20 protein-coding genes and 1 other RNA gene are annotated in these 23,228 nt (G+C 63.9%); 5 read left to right on the top strand and 16 right to left on the bottom strand.

Translation table 11 applies throughout. From position 1 onward, the window contains the following. Nucleotides 1-39: 39 nt before the first annotated feature. The 3 genes from ABRZ00_RS01515 to ssrA all read right to left on the bottom strand — a co-directional run bounded on the left by ABRZ00_RS01515 (nucleotide 40) and on the right by ssrA (nucleotide 3,737). Complete coding sequence (locus tag ABRZ00_RS01515; protein ID WP_368641384.1) at nucleotides 40-1,272, bottom strand: restriction endonuclease subunit S; 1,233 nt, start codon at nucleotides 1,270-1,272, stop codon at nucleotides 40-42. Further along, on the bottom strand, nucleotides 1,269-3,080 hold the full coding sequence (locus tag ABRZ00_RS01520; RefSeq protein WP_368641383.1) for an N-6 DNA methylase: 1,812 nt from the start codon (nucleotides 3,078-3,080) through the stop codon (nucleotides 1,269-1,271). The genes ABRZ00_RS01515 and ABRZ00_RS01520 overlap by 4 nt, the downstream gene beginning before the upstream one ends. A 292-nt stretch (nucleotides 3,081-3,372) precedes the next feature. Further along, nucleotides 3,373-3,737, bottom strand: a transfer-messenger RNA (tmRNA) gene (gene ssrA, locus ABRZ00_RS01525). Between the two features lie 98 nt (nucleotides 3,738-3,835). Between ssrA and ABRZ00_RS01530 the strand changes: the two genes are divergently transcribed. The 3 genes from ABRZ00_RS01530 to ABRZ00_RS01540 all read left to right on the top strand — a co-directional run bounded on the left by ABRZ00_RS01530 (nucleotide 3,836) and on the right by ABRZ00_RS01540 (nucleotide 5,983). Next, nucleotides 3,836-4,702, top strand: a complete 867-nt coding sequence (locus tag ABRZ00_RS01530) for a zinc-dependent peptidase (RefSeq protein ID WP_368641382.1) — start codon at nucleotides 3,836-3,838, stop codon at nucleotides 4,700-4,702. 97 nt (nucleotides 4,703-4,799) lie between these two features. Further along, nucleotides 4,800-5,471, top strand: coding sequence for a dienelactone hydrolase family protein (locus ABRZ00_RS01535; RefSeq protein ID WP_368647818.1), 672 nt, complete (start codon nucleotides 4,800-4,802; stop codon nucleotides 5,469-5,471). A gap of 188 nt (nucleotides 5,472-5,659) precedes the next feature. After that, nucleotides 5,660-5,983, top strand: a complete 324-nt coding sequence (locus tag ABRZ00_RS01540; RefSeq protein WP_368641380.1) for a hypothetical protein — start codon at nucleotides 5,660-5,662, stop codon at nucleotides 5,981-5,983. A 5-nt stretch (nucleotides 5,984-5,988) separates the two neighbouring features. Here ABRZ00_RS01540 and ABRZ00_RS01545 read toward each other — a convergent pair whose 3' ends face one another. Both ABRZ00_RS01545 and ABRZ00_RS01550 read right to left on the bottom strand, forming a co-directional pair. After that, nucleotides 5,989-6,567, bottom strand: coding sequence for an NADPH-dependent FMN reductase (locus ABRZ00_RS01545; protein ID WP_368641379.1), 579 nt, complete (start codon nucleotides 6,565-6,567; stop codon nucleotides 5,989-5,991). A 95-nt stretch (nucleotides 6,568-6,662) separates the two neighbouring features. Next, a complete protein-coding gene (locus ABRZ00_RS01550) occupies nucleotides 6,663-7,526 on the bottom strand; it encodes a pirin family protein (protein WP_368641378.1) in 864 nt (287 codons plus the stop codon). Nucleotides 7,527-7,619: 93 nt separating this feature from the next. Between ABRZ00_RS01550 and ABRZ00_RS01555 the strand changes: the two genes are divergently transcribed. Next, the gene (locus ABRZ00_RS01555) at nucleotides 7,620-8,528 is read left to right on the top strand and encodes a LysR family transcriptional regulator (RefSeq protein ID WP_368647819.1); all 909 of its coding nucleotides are present in this window, start codon (nucleotides 7,620-7,622) and stop codon (nucleotides 8,526-8,528) included. 3 nt (nucleotides 8,529-8,531) lie between these two features. Here ABRZ00_RS01555 and lipA read toward each other — a convergent pair whose 3' ends face one another. Further along, the gene (gene lipA, locus ABRZ00_RS01560; RefSeq protein ID WP_368640377.1) at nucleotides 8,532-9,518 is read right to left on the bottom strand and encodes a lipoyl synthase; all 987 of its coding nucleotides are present in this window, start codon (nucleotides 9,516-9,518) and stop codon (nucleotides 8,532-8,534) included. 201 nt (nucleotides 9,519-9,719) lie between these two features. Here lipA and ABRZ00_RS01565 point away from each other — a divergent pair, with 201 nt between their 5' ends. Then, on the top strand, nucleotides 9,720-11,270 hold the full coding sequence (locus ABRZ00_RS01565) for a glycosyltransferase family 39 protein (protein ID WP_368641377.1): 1,551 nt from the start codon (nucleotides 9,720-9,722) through the stop codon (nucleotides 11,268-11,270). Nucleotides 11,271-11,295: 25 nt separating this feature from the next. Here ABRZ00_RS01565 and ABRZ00_RS01570 read toward each other — a convergent pair whose 3' ends face one another. From ABRZ00_RS01570 to dppC, 10 genes are all read right to left on the bottom strand, one after another. Beyond that, the gene (locus ABRZ00_RS01570) at nucleotides 11,296-13,446 is read right to left on the bottom strand and encodes an EAL domain-containing protein (protein WP_368641376.1); all 2,151 of its coding nucleotides are present in this window, start codon (nucleotides 13,444-13,446) and stop codon (nucleotides 11,296-11,298) included. Between the two features lie 184 nt (nucleotides 13,447-13,630). Beyond that, a complete protein-coding gene (gene ribA, locus ABRZ00_RS01575) occupies nucleotides 13,631-14,275 on the bottom strand; it encodes a GTP cyclohydrolase II (RefSeq protein WP_343835804.1) in 645 nt (214 codons plus the stop codon). 150 nt (nucleotides 14,276-14,425) lie between these two features. After that, nucleotides 14,426-15,130, bottom strand: coding sequence for an ABC transporter ATP-binding protein (locus ABRZ00_RS01580; protein WP_343835805.1), 705 nt, complete (start codon nucleotides 15,128-15,130; stop codon nucleotides 14,426-14,428). After that, entirely contained in the window at nucleotides 15,117-16,922 is a 1,806-nt protein-coding gene (locus tag ABRZ00_RS01585) for an ATP-binding cassette domain-containing protein (protein ID WP_368641375.1), read from the bottom strand. Before ABRZ00_RS01585 ends, ABRZ00_RS01580 begins: the two co-directional genes overlap by 14 nt. An 80-nt stretch (nucleotides 16,923-17,002) precedes the next feature. Then, nucleotides 17,003-17,869, bottom strand: a complete 867-nt coding sequence (locus ABRZ00_RS01590; RefSeq protein WP_368640373.1) for a branched-chain amino acid ABC transporter permease — start codon at nucleotides 17,867-17,869, stop codon at nucleotides 17,003-17,005. A gap of 87 nt (nucleotides 17,870-17,956) precedes the next feature. Further along, the gene (locus tag ABRZ00_RS01595) at nucleotides 17,957-19,318 is read right to left on the bottom strand and encodes a substrate-binding protein (protein WP_368641374.1); all 1,362 of its coding nucleotides are present in this window, start codon (nucleotides 19,316-19,318) and stop codon (nucleotides 17,957-17,959) included. 455 nt (nucleotides 19,319-19,773) lie between these two features. Next, a complete protein-coding gene (locus tag ABRZ00_RS01600) occupies nucleotides 19,774-20,178 on the bottom strand; it encodes an HIT family protein (protein WP_368640372.1) in 405 nt (134 codons plus the stop codon). A gap of 64 nt (nucleotides 20,179-20,242) precedes the next feature. Continuing rightward, entirely contained in the window at nucleotides 20,243-21,241 is a 999-nt protein-coding gene (locus ABRZ00_RS01605; protein ID WP_368647820.1) for a peptide ABC transporter ATP-binding protein, read from the bottom strand. Further along, nucleotides 21,228-22,319, bottom strand: a complete 1,092-nt coding sequence (gene dppD / locus ABRZ00_RS01610) for a dipeptide ABC transporter ATP-binding protein (RefSeq protein ID WP_368641372.1) — start codon at nucleotides 22,317-22,319, stop codon at nucleotides 21,228-21,230. The genes ABRZ00_RS01605 and dppD overlap by 14 nt, the downstream gene beginning before the upstream one ends. 9 nt (nucleotides 22,320-22,328) lie before the next feature. Next, the gene (gene dppC, locus ABRZ00_RS01615; protein WP_368641371.1) at nucleotides 22,329-23,228 is read right to left on the bottom strand and encodes a dipeptide ABC transporter permease DppC; all 900 of its coding nucleotides are present in this window, start codon (nucleotides 23,226-23,228) and stop codon (nucleotides 22,329-22,331) included.

Here is a 23,228-nt window from a genome sequence, read left to right on the forward strand (position 1 = left end):
CGAGTTCCGTCTCTGGATACTTCGACCAGCTAAAGGAGGTCACGCCGCCTCCAAATGAAAATTGTTGATATCAATCTGGCCGGTCACGGCGGCTGAAATCAAAGAAGCCCTGTATTCTTTGAGGCGATTGATATGCTCCATCATGTGTGCAGATAGACTATCAAACTGGCCCAGTTTCCCCTCTAGTGTCAACGCCCTCTCGCGCTGTTGCTCAAGAGGCCCGGTAAAGAGTGGGATATTCCCGATATCCGGCATATTAAAATGAGCTACAGTAGACCCTTGCGACAAATCGGCAATAAATCTGCCGGCCAATCCCCCGTAAATCGACCACAGAACGAATTTGGCATCAGCTTTATTTTCATCGACTCTAATGAGCACTGTACGCTGCCCCAAGCAAAGCGGAATACCTTCTGGGACTAGGCATGCCTCTCCCGCAGGAGCTTCTCGAGTAAACAAAATATCCCCAGGCGAAGGAACTGCTCGACGAGTCCACTCTTGGAATCCTTCCTGATTGGTGTATTTAGCATCACTCAAGACAAGACGTCCATCTTTTATATTTGACGTTCGCGCCACAAGATACTCGCCATCATCAAAAAAAGATACTGTTTTATGCTCAGCGTCAATAATATCCAGCACCAAGAACTTCAGGCGAATTTGACGCCAACCAGGGACACCTCCCACAAAAACAGAATTCGATATGGTGGACTGGCGGAGTTCGCTTACAGTAAGGACCAATTTCTCTTTCTCTGCAATCAAAGCATCAATCCGCTCCGTCTGCTCGTCGAGGAAGTTGGCGATGCGCTGTTGCTCATCCACAGGCGGAACTAATATATCTGCCGAGCGAATAAGCTCCTGATTCAGGAGCTTTGCACCATAGATATTCTCACTTGCATTTAGTGGAATATAAATTGGAAATGCCCAATAAGCCCATCGAGCATTAATCCCTGGCTGTGGAGGAAAGGTTGCTATCGCTTCATTCGTATACAAATCCCTTCCAGCGAAGGAGACCTGCCCAATAGACAGCTTGAAGCTGAACAGCACACTATCCTTCGGAGACATCCTTATAGCAGAGTCCTTCACTGCTTTATCTGATATCCGTTTTGCGGTATCCATGAGGTACCGAGGCCCCAGGTCGGAGATATTGGCCCACCTGTTCTCACCTTCAAAAGATGCCGAATTCCCTGTAGGAGGAGTCCATCCGGTAAAGAACTCAGCCGTATATTTAATTTTTGACCATATCCATTGGTCCGGAGGCTGAATCAAGCCTTTCACGCCACAACCCCCTTCATGAGTTCCATGAACCGCTCCTCCATCTTCTTGATTTCAGCGACAATGACCTCAGGCGCCCGCGGCGGTTTGTAGACATAAAAGTAGCGGTTGAAGTTGATTTCGTAGCCGACCTTGCCGGGCAAGCCATCTTTCTCATCCCGGATGGTCTCATTCACCCAGGCATCAGCCACATGGGGCAGGACCTCCCGCTGCATGTAGGCTTTGATGTCCTCACCCAAGGGGACGTTCTCGGTATCACGAAGCTCGGGGTCGTAGAGCTTCTCTCCCTTCTTGGGCTTCTTTGCGGTCTTCCCTGGCGCCAGCGGACGGTCCACGGTGACCTTGCGGTAACCAAAGAAGGTGTTCTCGAACACCTTCGATACACAGCGCGGGGGCTCCTGCTCAGGCTTCTCGTCGCCGTTCTTGACCGACTCCTGGTACTCCAGCGTGAAGGTTGCATCGGGCTTGAACTCCGAATAGACCTTTACGATTTCCGCAATCTGCTCGTCCGTAATCTCGACCCGTTTGCTGCCAAGGCTCTTGCGGCGCTTCTCGTACATGCGCGTGGCATCAATGAGCTGCACGCGCCCCTTGCGTTCAGGCTTCTTCGTGTTGTCCAACAGCCAGATGTAGGTGGCAATGCCCGTGTTGTAGAACAGGTCGTTGGGCAACGCGATGATGGCCTCGACGAGGTCGTTCTCCAGGAGATATCGCCGGATTTCCGACTCACCGGAACCCGCATCACCCGTGAACAGCGGGCTGCCATTCAGGACAATGCCAACACGGCTCCCGCCTTCAGAGGCTTGGCGCATCTTGGACACCAGGTGCATCAGGAACAGCAAGGAGCCGTCAGAGATGCGGGGCAGGCCCGGGCCAAACCTGCCGGCAAAGCCCTTCTCGGACTCGGCCTTCACGGCGGCTTGCACCTTCTTCCAGTCCACACCAAACGGGGGGTTGGAGAGCATGTAATCGAACTTCTGGCCGATGAAGCCATCAGCCGACAGCGTGTTGCCCATCACGATGTTCTTGGGGTCTTGCCCCTTGATGAGCATGTCCGCCTTGCAGATGGCGTAGGACTCGGGATTCAGCTCTTGGCCGAACAGCACCAGCTTCGCCGAACTATTGATGCCAGCAATCTCATTGTCGGCAACGGACAGCATGCCGCCAGTGCCGGCAGTGGGGTCGTAGAGCGACCGAATGATGCCTGGCTTGGACAACGCCTCATCGTCGCCTGCGAACAGGCAGTGCACGATGAGCTTGATGACCTCGCGCGGTGTGAAGTGCTCCCCGGCAGTCTCGTTGGACGCTTCAGAGAACTTCCGAATCAGTTCCTCAAAAACCAGGCCCATAGTTTCATTGGGAACAACGGAGGGGTGCAGGTCAATTTCCGCGAACTTCTGGGCGACCAGGTACAGCAGGTCGTTCTCATCGAGCTCGGCCACGCGGTCGGTAAACTTGAAACGCTCGAACACGTCCCGGGCGTCGGCGGAGAAGTCGCCAATGTAGGCAATGAGGTTGTGACGGATGTTGGAGGGGTCATCCAACAGGCCTGGAACCGTGAAAGGGCTCACGTTGTAGAAGGACTGCTTGCTCTTGCGCGGGAGGATGAGGTCCAGATTGATGCCAGAGTTTTTCTTCTTCTCATACTCGGCCAGCACATCCTTCTTGGTATCTGTCAGGACGCAATCCAGGCGCCGCAGCAGTGTGAAGGGAAGGATGACCTTGCCGTAGTCGGCCTGCTTGTAGTCACCGCGCAGGAGGTCTGCGACTGACCAGATGAAATTTGCGAGTTCTGAGAAATTTTGTGCCATGCCGTGTCGTTGCCTGAGTGTTGCCTGTCGAGGTGTAGAGCCGAGTTTTATGCCTCTTGGGCATCCTCCTCACTCGCCACACCCAAGGACATGGTAACCGCTGATGACAGGATGTGGCGCCCCGACTCTATTGGCCGCCCGCACCAACGCACACGCAAAAAAGGGGTGCTTCTTTCGGGAAGCACCCCTTTTGCATGAAACTCAACTCTGATTTCCGGCTCTACAGGCTCTGGCTCTACATCGTAAACGGGCAAAAAAAATCCCAACCGATCAGGGTTGGGATTTCGGGTTCTGGTGGAGCCGGGGGGAATTGAACCCCCGTCCGCAAGCCCTCCGCAAGTAGCTCTACATACTTAGTCGGCCTATTTTGAGTTTTAACCTTGGATCATGCCGGACGACAGGCCCTTCCTTGGCGATTCGCACTGATTTAAGATCCGACCCAGCGACCTGATCGAACCCGATTCCCTGTGAATGACGCTACTGTGGGTTTGACCCCACCCGACCCAGGGACCAGTCGGTGTAGCGGCTCACCGCTTAAGCGGCCAGAGCGAAACGCTCGTCGTTGGCGTTTGTAGTTTTCCAGTGGATTTACGAGCGTACTGGGGCTCGGTATGCACTATCCTGTTTTGCGACCCACGTCGAAGCCAAATCGGCCCCAGGACTCTCTATTGTACCGGCATTTTTCGGATAATGAAATTACAATCGTCGGTCATGAGGACACCCCGCCACACCCCCGCCCTGCTCAGGAGGCCGCCATGCTGCGCTGGCTGACGGGGCGCAGCGCCCGCGACCGGGCCTTGGAGCAGGCGCTGGAATCGCTGGATGCGCGCGTCTGGCCCCCCCTGCTGGCACGGCATGCATTCCTGCAAGGCCTGGACGCGCAAGCCACCGAGACGCTGCGCCGGCATACGGCCTGGATCCTGGCGAACAAGGCTTTCCACGGCGCTCACGGCCTGCGCGTGACGCCCGACATGCGCCGCGTGATCGCGGTGCAGGCGGCGCTGCCGATCCTGGGGCTGGACACCTCGCTGTACCGGGGCTGGTCGCAGATCGTGGTGTATCCGGGCGGATTCCTGGTCCGGCGCGAGGAAGTCGACGAGGCGGGCGTGGTCCACGAATACGCGCAGGAAACCTCCGGGGAATCCTGGGAAGGCGGGCCGGTGATCCTGTCCTGGGAAGACGCCCGCGCCGGATCGGCCGCACAGGCGAACGTAGTGATCCACGAGTTCGCTCACAAGCTCGATCAACGCGCCGGGGGCGCGGACGGCATGCCGGGGTTGCGTGCGCACCGCGACCTGGATCCCGGCCTCTGGCGCGAGGTGCTGGACCGGACTTTCGACGATTTCAATACCTGGCTGGACGAAATCGAATCGCTCATCCCGCCCGATGTGGATCCCGAGTCCGATGCCGCCGCCGGCTGGTATGCGGAGTTGCCGCTGGACCCTTACGCGGCGCAGGACCCGGCGGAGTTCTTTGCAGTCAGTTCGGAAAGCTTTTTCACCGAACCCTGGGCCATGGCCGCCGCCTGGCCGGACTGGTACCGGCTGTTGGTGCAGTATTATCGGCAGGATCCCCTGCAGCGCCTGGAAGCGGCCGGCGTGCAGCCTCCCGTTCGCCCCTGAGGGGGCCGATCCGGCGTCCCGGCGGACGGATTTCCGCCAGGAACCGGGCGGCATGCCCCGGGGCAGCGGAACGCCCTCTCCCAGAAGGAGCCTGAACATGGACATCACACTCACTGCCGGCGACGGCCATGCATTCACCGCCTACCTGTGCGGCCCGGAGGACGCCCGCGCGGGCATTGTGGTGCTGCCGGAAATCTTCGGCATCAACGCCCATATCCGCCAGATGGCAGACCGCTTCGCGGCGCAAGGCTACCGGGCAATCTGCCCGTCTTTGTTCGACCGGGCGCCCGGGGGCGGCACCGGCCTGCAACTGGATTATGACCCCGCAGGCCGGGACCACGGCCTGGCCCTGCGCAAGGGAATCCGCGACGAAGAGGCCCTGCTGGACATCGAGGCTTCCGCCGCCGCGTTGCGGGGCCAGGCCGTGCGCCTGGTGACGGGCTACTGCTGGGGCGGCTATCTGTCCTGGCGCGCCGCCTGCCTGAACGACTCCTTCGCTGCCGCATCCTGCTGGTACGGCGGCGGCATCGTGCGTCACTGCCACGATACGCCCCGCATGCCGGTCCAGATGCACTTCGGTGGCAAGGATCCTTCGATCCCGATGACGGACGTGGAGGCCATCCAGGCCGTGCAGCCCGATCTGCCGGTCCACGTCTATCCGGAGGCCGGCCACGCTTTCGGGCGCGAGGGCACGGCGGCCCACCACCCCGCTTCGGCTGCGCTGGCTTGGGAACGCACGCTGGCCTTCTTTGCCGGGCACGCGGCCTGACGCAAGACCGGAACCCCGGGGCTCAAGGCCCCGCCGGCGCCCGCCGCGCAACAAACGTGAAGAGATGTTCCAGATACACCGGCAAAACCGTGCGTTCGTAGCCTTTTGATGCGACTGGCCGCCGGATATTCACAATCCGGACGCCCGCGCGGGCCACAATGGAGTCCCTCGGTCTCCAGGACACTCACATGAAAAAAGGCATCGTTGCGGCGGCCTTGTTCGCCGGCGCGCTGATGGCGGGGCCTGCCGCCCATGCGGGCGACGTGGACGTCGGCATTTCCATCGGCATCCCCGGTTTCATCTGGGGCGGTCCGGCCTACTATCCGCCCCCGCCGCGCCACCATCACCACCCGCGCGTCGTCGTGGTGCCTCAACCCGTCTACGTGCACGGCTTCGGCTATCGCCAGGGCTGGATGGACCGCGACCACTACGACCGCCACCCGCCCAAGCACTGGAAGGGCCACGGAAAGCCCCATCGGGGCCATCCGCACCACCGGGGCTGGCGCGACTGACCCGCTCAGGCCGCCACGGCGACGGCCTCGCCCGCCCGCAGGCGCAAGGTCCGGGCGGCCAGGGCGGCCAACAGCTTGTCCAGCCCCTCGCGGGTCGCTTCGTCGGTCAGCCGGCCGTCGGCGGCGAATTTCTCGTGCGCGGCCGAGACGAACAGTTCCGGCTTGTTCAGCGGCATGACGTCCAGATAGATCAGCACCTGGCGCAAGTGGTACTGCGCGCGCACCCCGCCCAATCCGCTCATGGAGGCGCTGGCAATGGCCACGGGCTTGCCCTGGAACGGCGCCTCGGGCACGCGCGACAGCCAATCGATGGCATTCTTCAGCACGCCCGGAATCGAATAGTTGTATTCCGGCGTGGCGATCAGAAAGGCATCGGCCTGGGCGGCCTGCGCGGCCAGGCGGCGGACAGGCTCCGGGAAGCCCTGCGCCTGCACGTCGCTGTTGTACAACGGCACATCGGACAGCTCGGCGATTTCGATACGCATGCCCTCGGGGGCCTGGCGCTGCGCCTGTTCGAGCAGCAGATGGTTGTAGGAGCCCTGGCGCAGGCTGCCGCCGATGGCGAGAACACGGATGGACATCATGATTCCTTTCGATCAAGGGTGTCGGGGCTTCGTCCGTGCGGACGGAGCCGTTGGAAAAACATCAAGAAGGCCGGCGGCGTTTGCCGCCGCGCGGCTCAGGCCGCCAGCACGCCGTCCCGGTAATCGCGCAGGGCCTGCTCGATCTCCTCGGGCGTATTCATGACGAAGGGGCCGTACTGGGCGATGGGCTCGTTCAGCGGCTTGCCGGCCAGCAGCAGCACCCGCGCGCCGTCCTCCGCGCCCGGCGCGGCGGCGATGTGCACGGTTTCCCCCTGGTCGCCGAACCACACGGTATGGCCGGCTTCGACCGCTTGCCCGCCGGCGGCGAGCCGCCCCTCGAAGACGTACAACAGCGCCTGATGAGTCGCCGGCACCGGGATGTCCACGAACTGCCCGGGCATGACGCGGATATCGGCGATCAGCGGCTGGGTCGCGGCATTCGCTTCCCCCGGCCCCTGCAGGGGGCAGGTTGCCCAGGGAATCGTGCCGGCGATCAGTTTGATGAAGCCGCCTTCGGGCAACTCCGCCCGGGTGATCGCCCCGGCCGGGATGTCGCGGTAATGCGCGGGTTGCATCTTGTCGGCCGCCGGCAGGTTGAGCCAGATCTGGAAACCGCGCAGCAAACCGTTTTCCTGCTGCGGCATTTCTTCGTGGATGATGCCGCGCCCGGCCATCATCCATTGCACGCCGCCGGCCTTCAGATCGCCCTCGTTGCCGAGGTGGTCGCGATGACGCATGTGGCCGTCGACGATGTAAGTGACGGTTTCGAAGCCGCGATGCGGATGAGGCGGGAAACCCGCGATGTAGTCGTCCGGATCGTCGGAGGAAAACGCATCCAGCATCAGAAAGGGGTCCATGCGGTATTGCCGCTGGTGCCCCAGGGCGCGCAGCAGGCGCACGCCGGCCCCGTCCTGGGTGGGCTGGGCCGGCAGAATCCGGGTGATGGCTCGATGGGACATGATCGTCTCCAAAAACAGGTTGCCCTCATTATGAAATCATATAATTAGATGATCAACCGTATAAAATAAGACATTTTGATCTAATAAATAGATATGAATGAGGTCATTCCAATCGCCTGGTGGCAGGCGCTGCTGGCCGTCGTCGACGAGGGCGGCTACGCCCAGGCGGCCGAAGCGCTGGGCAAAAGCCAGTCTGCCGTCAGTTATTCCATCCAGCGGCTCGAAGACCGCCTGGGGCTGCGTGTTTTCAAGACGGAGGGCCGGCGCGCCATGCCTACGCCGGCCGGCCAGGTGCTGCTGCAACGCGCGCGTCTGCTGGTCGATCACGCCCGCAATCTGGAATCGGCGGCGCAGGAACTGGCCGCCGGCCGCGAATCCCTGCTGCGCGTGGCGGTGGACGCCCTGCTTCCGGAATGGCTGCTGCTGCAGGCGCTGGCCGAATTCGGCGCGGGCTGCGTTTCAACCCGGATCGAAGTACTGGAAACCGTGCTCAGCGGCACCGACGAGGCCTTGATGCGGCGTGAGGCCGACCTGGTGGTGACGTCCCGGATTCCCCAGGGCTTCAGCGGCGAGCCTCTGATGCGGGTGCGCTTCGTGGCGGTCGCGGCGCCCGGCCACCCCCTGCACCACCTGGGCCGGCCGCTCGAATGGGCCGACCTGCGCCAGCATCGGCAATTGGTGGTCAGAGACTCCGGCACGCGGCGCCTGGACGCCGGCTGGCTGGATGCCGAGCAACGCTGGACCTTCAGCCATATGGCCAGTTCGATCCGCGCCGCCTGCGCCGGCCTGGGCTTTGCCTGGTATCCCGAACTGCGCATCCGGGACGAGCTGGCCGATGGCCGGCTGCGGCCTCTGCAACTGGCGGAGGGCCGCCACCGCTATGCGACTCTTTATCGGATTTTTGCCCGGCCGGAGTTCCCCGGCCCGGCATGCCGGGAACTGGCCGGCATCCTGGAACGCCTGACCCGGTCGCAGGCCGGGGACGCGGCGATCCGGGATTGAGCCTCAGAGGCCGACGTTCTCTTTTTCGAGGACTTGCTCGGCGCGGTAGCTGGACCGCACCAGCGCGCCGGAGACGACCTCGCGAAAGCCCTTGGACAGGCCCAGGTCGCGGTAGGCGCGGAACTGCTCGGGCGTGACGAAGCGGCGCACCGGCAGGTGATTGGCCGTCGGGCGCATGTACTGGCCGAACGTCAGGATATCGACATTGGCGGCGCGGATATCATCCATTGCCTGCTCGATTTCCTCGTCGGTCTCGCCCAGGCCCAGCATGATGCTGGTTTTGGTCAAGGTCTGCGGGGCATAGGCCTTGGCATGCGCCAGGACGTCCAGCGTCTGGCGATAGCCGGCGCGCACATCGCGCACGACGTGGGTCAGGCGCTCGACGGTCTCGACGTTCTGGGCAAAAGTGGTCAGGCCGGCGTCGAGGATTTTCTCGATACAGCCATGATTGCCCTGGAAATCAGGCGTCAGCGCCTCGACCGCCGTCTTGGGCGAACGCTCGTGGATGGCGCGGATGCAAGCGGCATAGTGGCCCGCCCCGCCATCGAGCAGATCGTCCCGGTCGACCGAGGTGAGCACCACGTATTTCAGTTGCATCAGCGCCACGGCGTCGGCCACGCTGGCCGGCTCGTTGTGGTCCAGCCAGCCGTGGGGGTTGCCGGTGCTGACGGCGCAGAACTTGCAGGCCCGCGTACAGACCGAGCCCATCAGCATCAGGGTCGCCGTGCCCCGCCCCCAGCATTCGGCAATGTTGGGACACTTGGATTCGGCGCAGACCGTGTTCAGTTTGTGCGTCTCGACGATCTCGCGGACTTCCTGGTAGCGCGCGCCCGAGGGAATGCGCACCCGCAGCCAGGACGGCTTGGGCGCGGAATCGGGAATTTCGGTGAGTTCGCTCGGGCGCATGCCGTCTTTGACGGCCTTGGTGCCCTGCGGACTGATGAATTTGGATCCCGAGCGGGCACGGATGATGGGGACTTCGGTTGTCATGGAAAACCTGCTGGAAAGAATCGCGATCAAGCACCCGTCACCCCTGGCGGATACCTGTGCGGATAGTACCATGCGCCCCTGCGCGCGCCGCGACGCCCGACCCGGCGACGCGGCTATCCGGGCCGATAGCGGCTATTTCGCGACACCGTCCGGCCCGGTATACTCCCCGCCATGCTGCCGGCCGCTCCTCCGAAAATCCCCTTGCTCGCGCGTCCGCCCGGCGCGTCCCTGGTGCTGCTCTGCCTGCTGGGCATGGTTGCGCTCTGGACGACACTGTGCGCCCTCAGCCATTCGGCGCCCGACCTGGACGGCATGGAAGAACTCGTCTGGGCGGCCAGCCTGGAACTGGGCTATGCCAAGCATCCGCCCCTGCCCTCCTGGTTCATGCACCTGGCCACGGAATTGCTGGGCCGGACCGTCTGGCTGCCTTTCCTGATGGGCCAGCTTTTCTCGGCGCTGGGGTTGTGGTTCGTCTGGAAACTGGGCCGCGACCTCACCACGCCCCATCGGGCGCTGATCGCCGTCCTGCTGGTCTCGACGACCGCCTATTTCTCGCTGCGCGGCACGATCTACAACCATAATACAGCGCAGCTCTGGTCGATCACCGCTTCGATCTGGCTGTGCCACCGGGCGTTGCGCGGCGGCCGGATGCGCGACTGGGCGCTGCTGGGCGCAGTCGGCGGCCTGGCCATGCTGACCAAGTACAGCGCCTTGATCCAGTTCGCCGCCTTTTTTCTCTATGCGCTGCGCAGCGGCGCACTGCGCCAGCCGGCCACCTGGCGCGGCATCGCCGTCGCCGCCGCGCTTTTCCTGCTGGTGTTGAGCCCGCACCTGTGGTGGCTGGACCAGCATCATTTCGCGCCGCTGCGCTATGCCGACGCTTCTCTGGATGCGGGCGGCCGGCTGGCGGCGCTGAAAGACCTGCTGGACTTCACTCTGGACCAGGCCGGACGCCTTGCGCCCATGGTGCTGGCGCTGGCCGCCTGGACGCTCTGGCGCAAGCGCCGGGGCGACCGGGCGCCGGGCCATGCGGCCAACGACGAGCGCTTCACGGCCGCAGACGCCGCCCCGCGCTACTGGCACGGCCTGGCGGCCGAGGATCGGCAGTTTCTGCTCTGGGTCGGCCTGGCGCCTTTTCTCAGCACGGTGCTGGTTTCAGTGGTGCTGGGTTCGCGGCTGGAGGCCTCCTGGGCCAGCACCTTTTTCGTGCTGTTCGGTTTCTACGGGCTGGGCTGGCTGCGCGGTCCCGAAACCGTGCAACTGCGCCGCATCCTGATCCTGGCGGCGGCGCTGCATCTCCTGATGGCCGTCGGTTACGCCGTCGCCCGCGGGCCGATCGCCCAATGGACGGGCCACGCGTCCCGCTCCACGTACCCCGGGCCGGCGCTGGCGGCGCACGCGCTGCGGCATTGGCAGGACCACCAACCGGGGCGGCCTTTGCGGGTCGTGGTCTCGAATACCTGGCTGGGCGGCAACATCGCCGTGCACACCGGCCCGGACACCCTGGTCTGGATCGATGCCAGCGACGAGCAATCCCCCTGGTTCGCCCCGGGGGCGGCCCTGCGCTGCGGCGCGCTGCTCGCCTTCAGCGAACGCGGGCGCGCGGCGCCGGCGCCGGCCGTCCGGGCCTTGTACGACGCGGCGCCATGGAAGGGCGTGGATGAGGTGCGCTGGTCGGGCCCCAAGGGGCGGGTGATCGACCTGCATTGGGCCGTGCTGCCCGCCACGCCCGACTGCCTCAAGAGCGACTAGCCGGGGCCGGGCCCGCAGCGCACGTTCAGGCCCGCAGCGGACAGCCGGGCCGCAGATCGGTGCCGTTGGCCAGCAGCGGCTCGAAATCGACGGGGGCCAGCGGCCGGGCGAACAGATACCCCTGGCCGTAATCGCAGCCGGCGGCCGCCAGCAGCTCGTATTGTTCGCGCGACTCGATGCCTTCGGCCACCACGCGCAGGCCCAGCTTGTGCGCCAGCAGGATGACCGCTTCGCACAAGGCCAGATCGGGGCCGTCGGCGCTGAGATTGGCGACGAAGGATTGGTCGATCTTGAGAAAATCGATATTGAACTTGCGCAGGTAGGACAACGAGGAATAGCCGGTGCCGAAATCGTCGAGCGCCACTTGCATGCCGGCTTCGCGAAAGGCGTCGAGCTGCCGCTGGATGCGCTCGTCGCCTGAGTCGATCAGCAGGCCCTCGGTGATTTCGACGATGACCTGGCGCGGCGACAGACCCAGGGTATCCAGATGACTGCGCCAGAAGGCGTGGTCCAGGCCCTCGTGGCGCAACTGGGCCGGCGAGATATTGACGCTGACCTGTATGTCCAGCCCGTACTGGCGGCGCCATTCGGCCACCTGGCGGGTGGCCTCGCAGAAGACCCAGTCTCCGATGGAGCGGATGATGCCGGTTTCCTCGGCCAGGGGGATGAATTCATTGGGCGACACCAGCCCGCGCACGGGATGGTGCCAGCGCAATAGGGTTTCGGCCTTGACGATGCGCCCGCTGGACAGGTCGACGATGGGCTGAAAATCCAGCGTGAACTGGCTTTGATCCAGCGCCAGGTGCAGATCGTTGACCAGCCGCATGCGGGTCTGGGCCTGCTCCTGCATCGACAGCGTGAAATAGCAACTGCGGTTGCGGCCCTCGGCCTTGGCGGCATACATCGCCTGGTCGGCGTTGTTCAGCAGGGATTCCGCATCGGGGGCGTCGTCCGGATAGAACGTGATGCCGATGCTGGTGGAAATGAAGACGGTTTCGACACCCAGGCGAAAGGGCTCGGCCAGCCGGCGCAGGATGTTGCGCGTCAGGCGCTCGACGTCGCGCGGCTCGCGGATGTCGTCCAGCAGGACCGTGAATTCATCGCCCCCTAGCCGGGCGACCGTGTCGCTCTGGCGCACGCAGCCGCTGAGCCGCCGGGCGGCTTCTTTCAGCAGTTCGTCGCCCATGGCGTGGCCCAGCGTGTCGTTGATTTCCTTGAAGCGGTCCAGATCCAGGAACAGCAGCCCGGTGCGCCCGCCGGTGCGGCGGGACTTGCGGATGCTTTGTTCCAGCCGGTCGTGGAACATCTGCCGGTTGGGCAGGTCGGTCAGGCGGTCGAAGTTGGCCTGCTTCCAGATGATGGCCTCGGCCTGCTTGATCTCGGCGATGTTGGAAAAGATCATCACCCGGCGATGGACTTCGCCGTCCGTGCCATAAGAGGTGTTGATGCTGAGCCATTCGGGGTAGAGCTCGCCGTTGGCGTGCTGGCCCCAGTGCTCGCCCTGCCAACTGCCGGTTTCCATCACCGTGCGCCACATGGTCCGGTAGAACTCACGGTCGTGGCACGGGGAATTCAGGCAGCGGACATGACGGCCGATGACCTCGGATTCGGGCCGGCCCCGCAGTTTCACGAACGCCGGATTGACATCCAGGATGAAGCCCTTGGGGTCGAGCACCAGCATGCCCTCGCTGGTGCTGCGGTAGACCAGCGAGGCGAGCTCGGCCTGGCGGTCGGTATCGGGCAGGCACGCCCGGCGCGGCCGCATGACGTACAGGTGGCTGTGGCCTGTGGGCGCCGGGATGTGCGTGGCGGCGCCGGACAGCATGAGCGGCTGGCGCTGGCGATCCAGGCCCTGGCCGCGCCAGGGCAGGGTGTTGCGCGAGCCGGGCTGGCGCAGGCGCTGATTGATCTCGCGGACATCGGGCAGCAGCGCATCGACGCTCAGCCCGATGGCCGCGCCCTTGCGGTAGCCGAACAGGCGTTCGGCGCTGCGGTTCATGTAGACGATGCTGCCGCGCGTATCGGTCGCCAGGAAGGCGTCCTGGGAATAATCCCCCAACCGGATCAAAGCCAGGATATGGGAGCGGTCGGCGTGTTCGGACGATAACAATGCGGCGACGTCAGGACCGGGTTCCTGGACATAGAAAGGGATGGAAGGTTTGAGCAGGGGGAACATCACACGGTTGGGAGTGGATGTAGATCGGTCTTCACGATGGAATCCGCTGAGCGGGAGCCTGCAACTTATTGAGTTTTAACACGTCGATGTATTTGACAAACATCGGTATTATCCATGAGGTTCCTGCGGGAGGCCGCATGGCCCCGCTGGCCGCCAGGGTTTTCCGGGCCGCGGCGTGCCGTGCTCAGGGGGCCTCGCCGAAGTATTCCTTGAACCGGTGGCCCAGCTTGCGCGCCTTGGTGCGCAGGTATTGCTCGTTGTAGGGATTGCGGTTGACCTGCAGCGGGATGTGTTCGGCGATCGTGATGCCGAGGTCCGTCAGTACGCGCTCCTTGCGCGGATTGTTGGTCATCAGCCGGACGCTGCGGATGCCGAAATGCGCCAGCATGGGACGGCACAGGTCGTAGCGGCGCAGGTCGGCCGGAAAGCCCAGGCGTTCGTTGGCCTCGACCGTATCGGCGCCTTCGTCCTGCAATTGATAGGCGCGGATCTTGTTCAGCAGGCCGATGCCCCGGCCTTCCTGGCGCAGATACATCAGGATGCCCCGCCCTTCCTCGGCAATGCGCTGCAAGGCGGCCTCCAGTTGCGCCCCGCAATCGCAGCGCTGGCTGAACAGCGCGTCGCCCGTCAAGCACTCGGAATGGATGCGCGCCAGCACGGGCGCATCGCCGCCGACATCGCCCAGCGTCAAGGCCACATGCTCCTTGCCCGTGGCGGGTTCGACAAAGGCATGAATCCGGAAGACGGCCCACGGCATGGGCAGTTGGCTGGACGCGACGTATTGCAGCAGATCACCGTCTGCAGCGTCGGCATCGGAAGGGGAGGACATGGAGAAACGCTTCGCAGAAGAAATGAAACGGGCTATAGATTAACACTGCGGGAAAATACCCCGCCGCGCAAGCCGCAAAAGAAAAAAACCCGGGTCCATGCAAAAAACATGGAACCCGGGAATCGCCCGGTGGACCGAGCACGGTTGCGGTCAGGCCTTGACGCCGAGATAGCGTTCGATGATCTCACCGTTTTCGTGCAGGTCTTTGGGCGTGCCCTCGTACACCACATGGCCGTTGTTGACGATATAGGCGCGGTCGGCCAGCGACAACGCCGCGCGCACATTCTGTTCCACGATCACGATGGTCTGGCCCGCATCCGCCAGTTGGCGGCACACGGACATCAGGTCGCGCACGATCAGCGGAGCCAGCCCCTCGAAGGGCTCGTCCAGCAGGATGATGTCGGCGTTGCGGATCATGGCCCGCGCAATCGCCAGCATCTGTTGCTCGCCGCCCGAGAGCTGTTTGCCCCGGTTGCGCTTGCGTTCGGCCAGACGCGGGAAGGTCGCGTAAATCTCGTCCAGGGAACGGGGCGCGGACGCCGTCATGGCCGCCAGTTGCAGGTTTTCCTGGACCGTGATCGAACCGAACACGCGGCGCTCCTCGGGCACCAGTTGGATGCCCAGCGCCGCGCGCCCATAGGGCGGAAGGTGCTGGATCTCGACGCCCCGGTGGCGGATCGCCCCGGACTTGACCTCGACCATGCCCATGAGGGATTTCATCGTGGTGCTCTTGCCCGCGCCGTTGCGCCCCAGCAGGGCCACGACCTCGTGCTCCTCGATCCGCATCGAGACATCAAAGAGGATGTGCGAATCACCGTAATAGCTGTTGATTTTGTCGACTTCAAGCAGACTCATCGTCCATCCCTCCAAGATAGGCCGCCTGGACCGACGGATCGCGACGGATCTCCTCGGGGGCGCCTTCGGTCAGTTTGCGGCCTTCGTACAGAACCGTGATGCGCTCGGCGAGTTCGAACATGGCATCCATGTCGTGCTCGACGATCACCATGCTGCGGCCCTGGCGGATCGACTTGAGCAGCCCCACCACCATGACGCGCTCCTCGGGGCCCAGGCCCGCCAGAGGTTCGTCGAACAGCAGCACGTTCGCCCCCGTAGCCAGCGCCAGGCCGATCTCCAGGCGGCGTTTTTCGCCATAGGACATTTCGGAGACCTGCGTATCGGCCTGGTGGCCGAGATCCACCAGCGCGATGGCGGCATTGACCTGGGAATCCAGGTGATCGGAATGCAGATTGCTCAGCAGATCGGCGCGATAGCGTCCGCGCAGCCGCGCCAGGACCGGGATCATGATGTTCTGACGCACGGTCAGGTGTTCGAAGAGCTGATTGATCTGATAGCTCTTGCTCATGCCCAGTTGGCAGACCGAGGTCACGCCGATGCCCGTGATTTCCTGGCCGCGGAAGAAGACCTTGCCCGTGGTCGTCGGCAACTCGCCCGCCAGCATGGCGAAGAAGGTGGACTTGCCGGCGCCGTTGGGGCCGATCACACCGTGCAGTTCGCCCTCGCGCAGGGTGAAATCGATGTCCGAGTTGGCTTTCAGGCCGCCATAGTGCTTGCTGACGCCGCGCGCCTCCAGCACGGGCGCGCCGGGACGGGTCGTCGCCAGGGGCGGCACGATGTCCAGGGATCCGGCCACACTCGTGCTGGCGCCGTCATCGATATCGCCCGGCAACTGCTTGCGGCTGCGAAAGAGCTTGATGAGCGCGCCCGCCACCCCGTGGCGGAACACCGTCACCAGGACCACGAAGACGATGCCCAGAATCAGCTTCCAGTAGGGCCCCAGGCTGCCGACCTGCTGCAGGCCCTCGTACAGGTAGAGCCAGATGGTGGCGCCCAGCAGGGGGCCCAGCAGCGTGCCGGCGCCGCCCATCACGGTCTGGATCACCAGTTGCGCGGAGGTATCCAGCGCGAAGGCGTCGGGCGGCATGTAGGACTGGAACAGCCCCAGCAGCCCGCCGGCCAGCCCGCCGTACGCGGCGGCGACCACGAAAACGATCAGCTTGTACGACTGGATCGAGTGGCCCAGCGCCATGGCGCGCTTGGGATTGCCCTGAATCGCCTTGAGCACGGCGCCGAAGGGTGAGCGCACGATCCGCCGGGCGATCAGATAGCCCAGGAAAAAGAGCGCCGCCACGAACCAGTACATCGGCCAGCCGCTGGAGATATGGATGTCGATGAAGCCCAGGGACAGCTCCGGCGGCGGCACGCCGGCGATGCCGTTTTCACCGCCGGTATAGTCCTTGAATACCGAGTTCTCCATGAAATAGAACATCTCGCCGAAGGCCAGCGTGCTCATGGCGAAGTAGATGCCGGTGCGCCGCAAGGTGAGATAGCCGATGATCAACCCCATGGCGGCGGCCGCCACCGTACCGATGGCCAGGGCCAGCAGCATGTTGGGCACCACGCCATCGGTCAGCAGATACGCCGTGACGAAGCCGCCCGTGCCGTAGAAAGCCGCCTGGCCGAAGGACAGCAGCCCGGTGTAGCCGAACAGCAGGTCGAAGCCCAGGCCGAACAGGCCCCAGATCAGAATGCGGGTGAGCAGGTCCGGGCTCATGCCCAGGGCCGGCAGGATGAAAGGGGCCACCAGCAGGCCGAGGCCCACCAGCATTTCCGGAAGCGATCTGCGCATGGCGCCTCCCGTGTTGTGTGCGGCCGGCTGTTGCATTGCAGTCCCTGCGCCGGCCGTCGCCGTTGTCGATTGAGCCGAGTTCATTCCCGTCCCTCCTGTCCCATGAGGCCCTGCGGGCGGAAGATCAGCACGAGCGCCATGGCGATGAACAGCATGACGTCCGAATACTGCGGATTGATCATGGCGGTCAGGCTGAGGATCTCGCCGGCGATGATGCCGCCGATGATCGCCCCGGGAAACGACCCCACCCCGCCGATCACCACCACCACGAAGGACTCGACCAGATAGCGGAAGCCCATGTCGGGGGTCAGCGCGACGATGGGCGAATTGATCACCCCCGCGAAACCCGCGGCCATGGCGCCGATGCCGAACACCAGCAGGAAGGTGCGCTTGACGTTGATGCCCAACGCATTGACCATCTGGGCATCCTCGATGCCGGCGCGCACGATCAGCCCCAGGCTGGTGCGGTACAGCACGAAATACAGCAGCAGCAGCGTGGCCGCCGCGATGCCCAGGGTTTCAAGGCGGTACATCGGATAGATCAGGCTGCCCAGACGGGCAATCCCCTGCCCCCATTCGGGCGGCGTGACCGACAGGCTGACGCCGCCGTACAGGCCGCGCACGATTTCAACCAGAATGATGCTGATGCCGAAAGTGACCAGAATCTGGTCTTCCGGCGGACGGCTATAGTATTTGCGCATCAGGCCGCGTTCCATCACGAGCCCGCACGCCAGGGCGACGGCCGAACCGCCGGCCACCGCCAGAACGAACGAATCCGTCAGGCCGTAGACCGTATACCCCGCATAGCCTCCCACGACGAACAGCGCGCCGTGGGCGAAATTGATGACGCCGAGCGTGCCATAGATAATGGTCAGGCCGGTACTGATGAGCGCGAGCAACAGGCCGGTCGCCAGCCCATTGAACAATTGCGACAGAAACAAAGACATGCTCGGCATCGAGTTGCCTCCAGAGAGAATCCCGGAACTTGCGTCCGGCCATGGCTCCGGTCCGGGGCCATGGCCGGACGCCCGTGCTTAGACGTAATCGCCCATCTTGCAGCCCAGCAGACCGACCGGCGGCAGCACATCCTTGCCGCTGACCACCTGGACGACCTCGAAGAAGTCTTCCGGATTCTTCATGTCGGCAGGCTTCTTGCCGCGCAGAATCGGGAAGTCGACGATGCCTTGGTGGTCTTCGGCGCGGAACGTGACCTTGCCCACCGGGCTGTCGCGCAGTTCGCCGGCTTCGAGCGCCTTGACCACGTCGACCGGGTAGAGGCTCTTGGCGCGTTCCACCGCATCGGCCCACAGAACCAGGGCCAGGTAGGCGTACATGGCCGAATCCCGGGGCTTGCTTTTGTACTTCTTCTCGTAGGCCGCGACGAAGTCCTTGGCGACGGGCAGTTGGTCCTCCATGGTCCACCAGAAGCCCTGGGCGGCGTAGACGCCTTGCATGACTTCAGCGCCGACTTCCTTTTCCAGATAGGCGGACATGTAGGGGATGACGATCTTCATCTTGTCGAGCAGGCCGAACTGCTTGGCCTGCTTGATGGCGTTGGCGGCGTCCGCGCCATACGCCACGACCACCAGCACGTCGGCATCGGTGTTGGCGATGTTGATCAGATAGGAGCTGTAGTCCTTGGCCCCCAGCGGGTGGACCTGATTGGTGACGGTGGACCAGCCTTCCTTCTCGGTGAACTCTTTCATCGACTGGGTGGTGGTATGGCCGTAGGTGTAGTCCGGCGTCAGGTAGGCGGCCTTGCGATTCTTGCCGAGTTCCTTGGCGACCACCGGGGCGATGGCCTTGCAGGCCATGTAGGCGAAGTAGCACAGGCGGAAGCCATAGCGCTGGCAATCCACGCCGGTCGTTTCGTTGGAGCCGGAAATGGCCGTGAAGTACGGGGTGTGTTCGCGGTTGCAGACTTTCTGCAGCGCGATGGCCACCGCGCTGCTGGTGCTGCCGGCGATCATCATGGCCTTGTTGTCGTGGATGAAGCGGGTCGCCGCCTGCACGCCGGTGTTGGGCTTGGTTTCGGCATCGGCCGAGCCGAGCACCAGTTTTTTGCCCAGGAGACCGCCCTTGAGCAAGGGGGAAATCTTCTGGACCTCGGGCGCTCCGGCATTGATCTGCTCGGCGGCCAGTTCGTAGCCGTTCTTCTGCTCGGCGCCCTGAGCCGAATACGGCCCGGTCAGATCGACAGTCAGGCCGACGAAAACGGAATCGCCTTCCGCACCGGCGGGCCAGGCCCCCAGGGGTTTCTTGTCATCGGCCATCGCAACCCGGGCGGTGCCGGGCAGCAGCATGCCGCCGGCCACGCCGGCGGCACCGGCCTTCAGCACCGAACGGCGCTTGACCTGCGTCTGCATGGCTTGTCCCAAAGTCTTGTCATCTTTCATTGGTTTGTCTCCTGTTGAGTGGCCCCGGGCGCCGGATGCGCCCGGCTGAAACACCATCATTCCAGCAAAACCCGTCATTTCTTTTTATGCGGAACAGCTTTGTTTTTATGCTTGCAGCCAATCCCGGACCGGTTTTGTGGAGGACCAGGCTTCTGCGTGATGCTATTAGTAAGATTTGAAACTTACGCAAAACTTACGCTATTCGGACATCGATTGATGAGGACTTGACATGCCCGGCACAGGGGCGATCCGACCCGGCCCAGGCGGGTACTCATCCCATTGATTCAAAAAGAGAATTTAGTTGAACTTTAAATGATGCATTGCAATATGATCAGGGTTTTCGCTTAAGGGTAAACCGCAGCTATGGCTTACCCTTAATATTGCGCCGCACAACGAAAAACGAGGCCCAAGGCCTCGTTCATTCAAACTCAAAATACCCGGATCGCTCAGAGCATTCAATTCAAACGGATGCGCGCGGCATATTCACGCAAAATCTCGATGCCCGGATCCTTGCGCGGCCAGACCAGGCCCACGCCGTCGTTTTCATGGCGCGGCAGCACATGGATGTGGGCATGCGGCACCGTCTGCCAGCCGGCCGGCCGGTTGGCCTGCAGCAGCGTCAGGCCCGCGGGCTGGAAAGCGTCCTGGACGGCGCGCGCCACGCGATGGGCGAGCCGCATCAGGTCGGCCGCCAGGTCCTCGTCCATGTCGAGCAGCGTGGCGTAGGGCTCGCAGGGCGCCACCAGCACGTGGCCGGGATTCAACTGGCCGGCGTCCATGAAAGCAAAGAGGCGGGCATCGCGGTGGATGATCGCAGCCGGAATCTCGCCGGCCAGAATGCGGGTGAAGACGGTTTCCATGGGGATATGCGCTCCGGAAAAGCCCGTGGGTGAGGTCGGGCATGCTCGCGGCGTGAGGCCTTGTTCAGAGATTACCAAAATCCTGCTCGACGGCGAAACACGCGACTTGCCGCCCGCCTTGGGGCAGCAGGACGGGCGGGCGCTCGCGGCACACCGGCATGACCCGATGGCAGCGGGAGCTGAAGGGACAACCCGGCGGGGGGTTCAGCGGGCTGGGCAACTCGCCCGACAGCTTGATGCGCTCGCGCCTGGATGCGTCGTTCAGGCGCGGCGTGGCCGACAGCAGCGCCTGGGTGTAGGGATGCAGGGGCCGGCCGAAGATCGTTTCCTTGGTGCCCTGCTCGACCACCCGGCCCAGGTACATGACCATGACTTCGTCGGCCAAGTGCTCGATCACCGACAGATCATGGGAAATGAACACATAGGACAGGCCCAGGTCGCGCTGCAGATCCTGCATGAGGTTCAGCACCTGGGCGCGCACCGATACGTCCAGCGCGGAGACGGCCTCGTCGGCCACCAGAATCTCCGGATCCAGCATCAGGCCCCGGGCGATGGCGATGCGCTGGCGCTGGCCGCCGGAGAACATGTGCGGATAGCGGCTGTAATGCTCGGGCCGCAGGCCCACCCGCTCCATCATGGCCTGTCCGCGGGCGCGGCGCTCGCGCGCATCCAGCCCGGTGTTGATGAGCAAGGGCTCTTCCAGGATGTCGCTGATGCGCTTGCGCGGATTCAGGGAGGCGTAGGGGTTCTGGAAGATGATCTGGATCTTGCTTCGGCGCAACTTCGCCAGGGCCGGATCGGCGCGCGACACATCCTGGCCCCGGTACAGCAGTTGCCCGGCGGTCGGCGGCTCGATCATGGTCAGCACCCGCGCCAGCGTGGATTTCCCGCAACCCGACTCGCCGACGACCGCCAGGGTGCGGCCGGCCTGCAGCGTGAAGGAAACGCCATCCAGGGCCTTGACGGACTTTGCCGGTTTGAAAAGGCCGCCTTCCACGGCGTAGTGGCGCTTCAGATCGATGGCCTGCAGCACGGAAACTCCGTTGATGTCAGTGGGCGGCATGAGAGCCTCCGGGGGTGTGGGCAGGGTGCCGTGCCGCCGGGTCGTCCCGGGGCGGAACGCGCCCTCCTGGGGGGCGGCAAGCGGCCGAAGGCTGCGCAGCGTGGGGGTTCGCCGGCTCGCCTGCGTCGTCCAGCGGGGTATGGCATTTGACCTGGCGGCCATCCGGGCCGACGGATTGCGGTTCGCGGGCGCGGCACAGGTCGGTGGCGTAGGGGCAGCGCGGGCTGAGCAGACAGCCCTGGGGCCGATCATAGCGCCCCGGCACCACGCCCGGCAGCGACACCAGGCGCTCGGCGCCCCGGGAGAACTCCGGCAACGCCCGCAGCAGCGCCTGGGTGTAGGGGTGGCGCGGCCGGCGAAAAATGTCGGATGCGGGCCCGGATTCCACCAACTGGCCGGCGTACATGACCAGGATGCGGTCGGCCGCTTCCGCGACCAGGGCCAGATCATGGGTGATGAGGACCAGCCCCAGGCCCTCGCTGCGCTGCAGCGACAGCAGCAGATCCATGATCTGCGCCTGGATGGTCACGTCCAGGGCCGTGGTGGGTTCGTCGGCGATCAACAGGCGCGGCTTGCAGGCGATCGCCATGGCGATCATGACGCGCTGGCTCATGCCGCCCGACAATTGGTGCGGATAAGCCGACAGGCGCGATTCCGGATCGGGGATGCCGACCTGCTCCAGCAGTTCGATCACCCGTGACCGAAGCGCGCGCCGCGACCCGCCGCCGTGGGCGCGCAAGGCTTCGGCGATCTGGTATTCCACCGTATAACAGGGGTTCAGGCTGGTCATCGGATCCTGGAAGATCATCGAGACCTCGGAACCGATCAACGACCGGCGCTGCCTTTCCGGCATGCGCAGGAGATCCTGGCCATCGAAGCGCAGGGCGTCAGCCCGCACCCGGCCGGGAAAGTCGATCAGCCCCATCAGGGCCAGGGAACTGACGGATTTCCCCGAACCGGACTCGCCCACCAGGCCGACCACTTCGCCCGCCTCGACGCGGTAGCTGATGCGGTCCACCGCCTTGAAGGGCGCGGCTTCTTCACCGAAATGAACGGACAGATTCTGAATTTCGAGCATGGCCGTCCCCTACACTTTCAGACGCGGATCGAGGGCGTCGCGCAGGCCGTCGCCCATCAGGTTGAAGGCCAGCACGGCCAGCAGAATGGCCAGGCCCGGGAAGGTCACGACCCACCAGGCGCTTTGCGCGAACTGCAGCACGTTGGCCAGCATCGTGCCCCATTCGGGAGTGGGCGGCTGCGCGCCCATGCCCAGGAACCCCAGCGCGGCCATGTCCAGGATGGCGTTGGAAAAACCCAGAGAGGCCTGCACGATCAACGGCGCCAGACAGTTGGGCAGGATGTTGATGAACATCTGCCGCCAGGCGCCCGCGCCCACCACGCGCGAGGCGATCACGTAGTCGCAGGTCATCTCGCGCAGGACCGCCGCGCGGGTCAGCCTCACGTAGTGCGGCAGCGCCACGAAACTGAGCGCCAGGGACGCATTGACGATCGAAGGCCCGAAGATGGCCACCAGCACCAGCGCCATCAGCAAGCTGGGCAGGGCCAGCATGATATCCACCATGCGCATGATGACGATGTCGACGATCCCGCCCGCGTAGCCGGCGATGACGCCAAAGAAGATCCCCAGCACCAGCGACACGCTGACCACCAGGAAGCCCACCAGCAGCGACAGGCGCGCGCCGTGCATCAGGCGCGACAGGATGTCGCGGCCCACGTCATCGGTGCCCAGCACGAATCGCCAGGAACCGCCCTCGAGCCAGGCGGGCGGCTGCAGCAAGGCGTCGCGATACTGCATCGAGGGGTCGTGCGGGGCGATCAGCCCCGCAAAGACCGCCACCAACAGCATGACGACGATGGTCCACAGGCCGATCAGCGCGCCCCGATTGCGGCTGAAGTCCTGCCAGAAGGATTTGAATGGGCCCGGCGGTGCGGAAATGGAAACGGTTGCGGTTGAAGTCGTGCCCAT

This window comes from Castellaniella ginsengisoli, assembly GCF_040955415.1.
GTDB classification, from domain to species: domain Bacteria; phylum Pseudomonadota; class Gammaproteobacteria; order Burkholderiales; family Burkholderiaceae_B; genus Castellaniella; species Castellaniella ginsengisoli.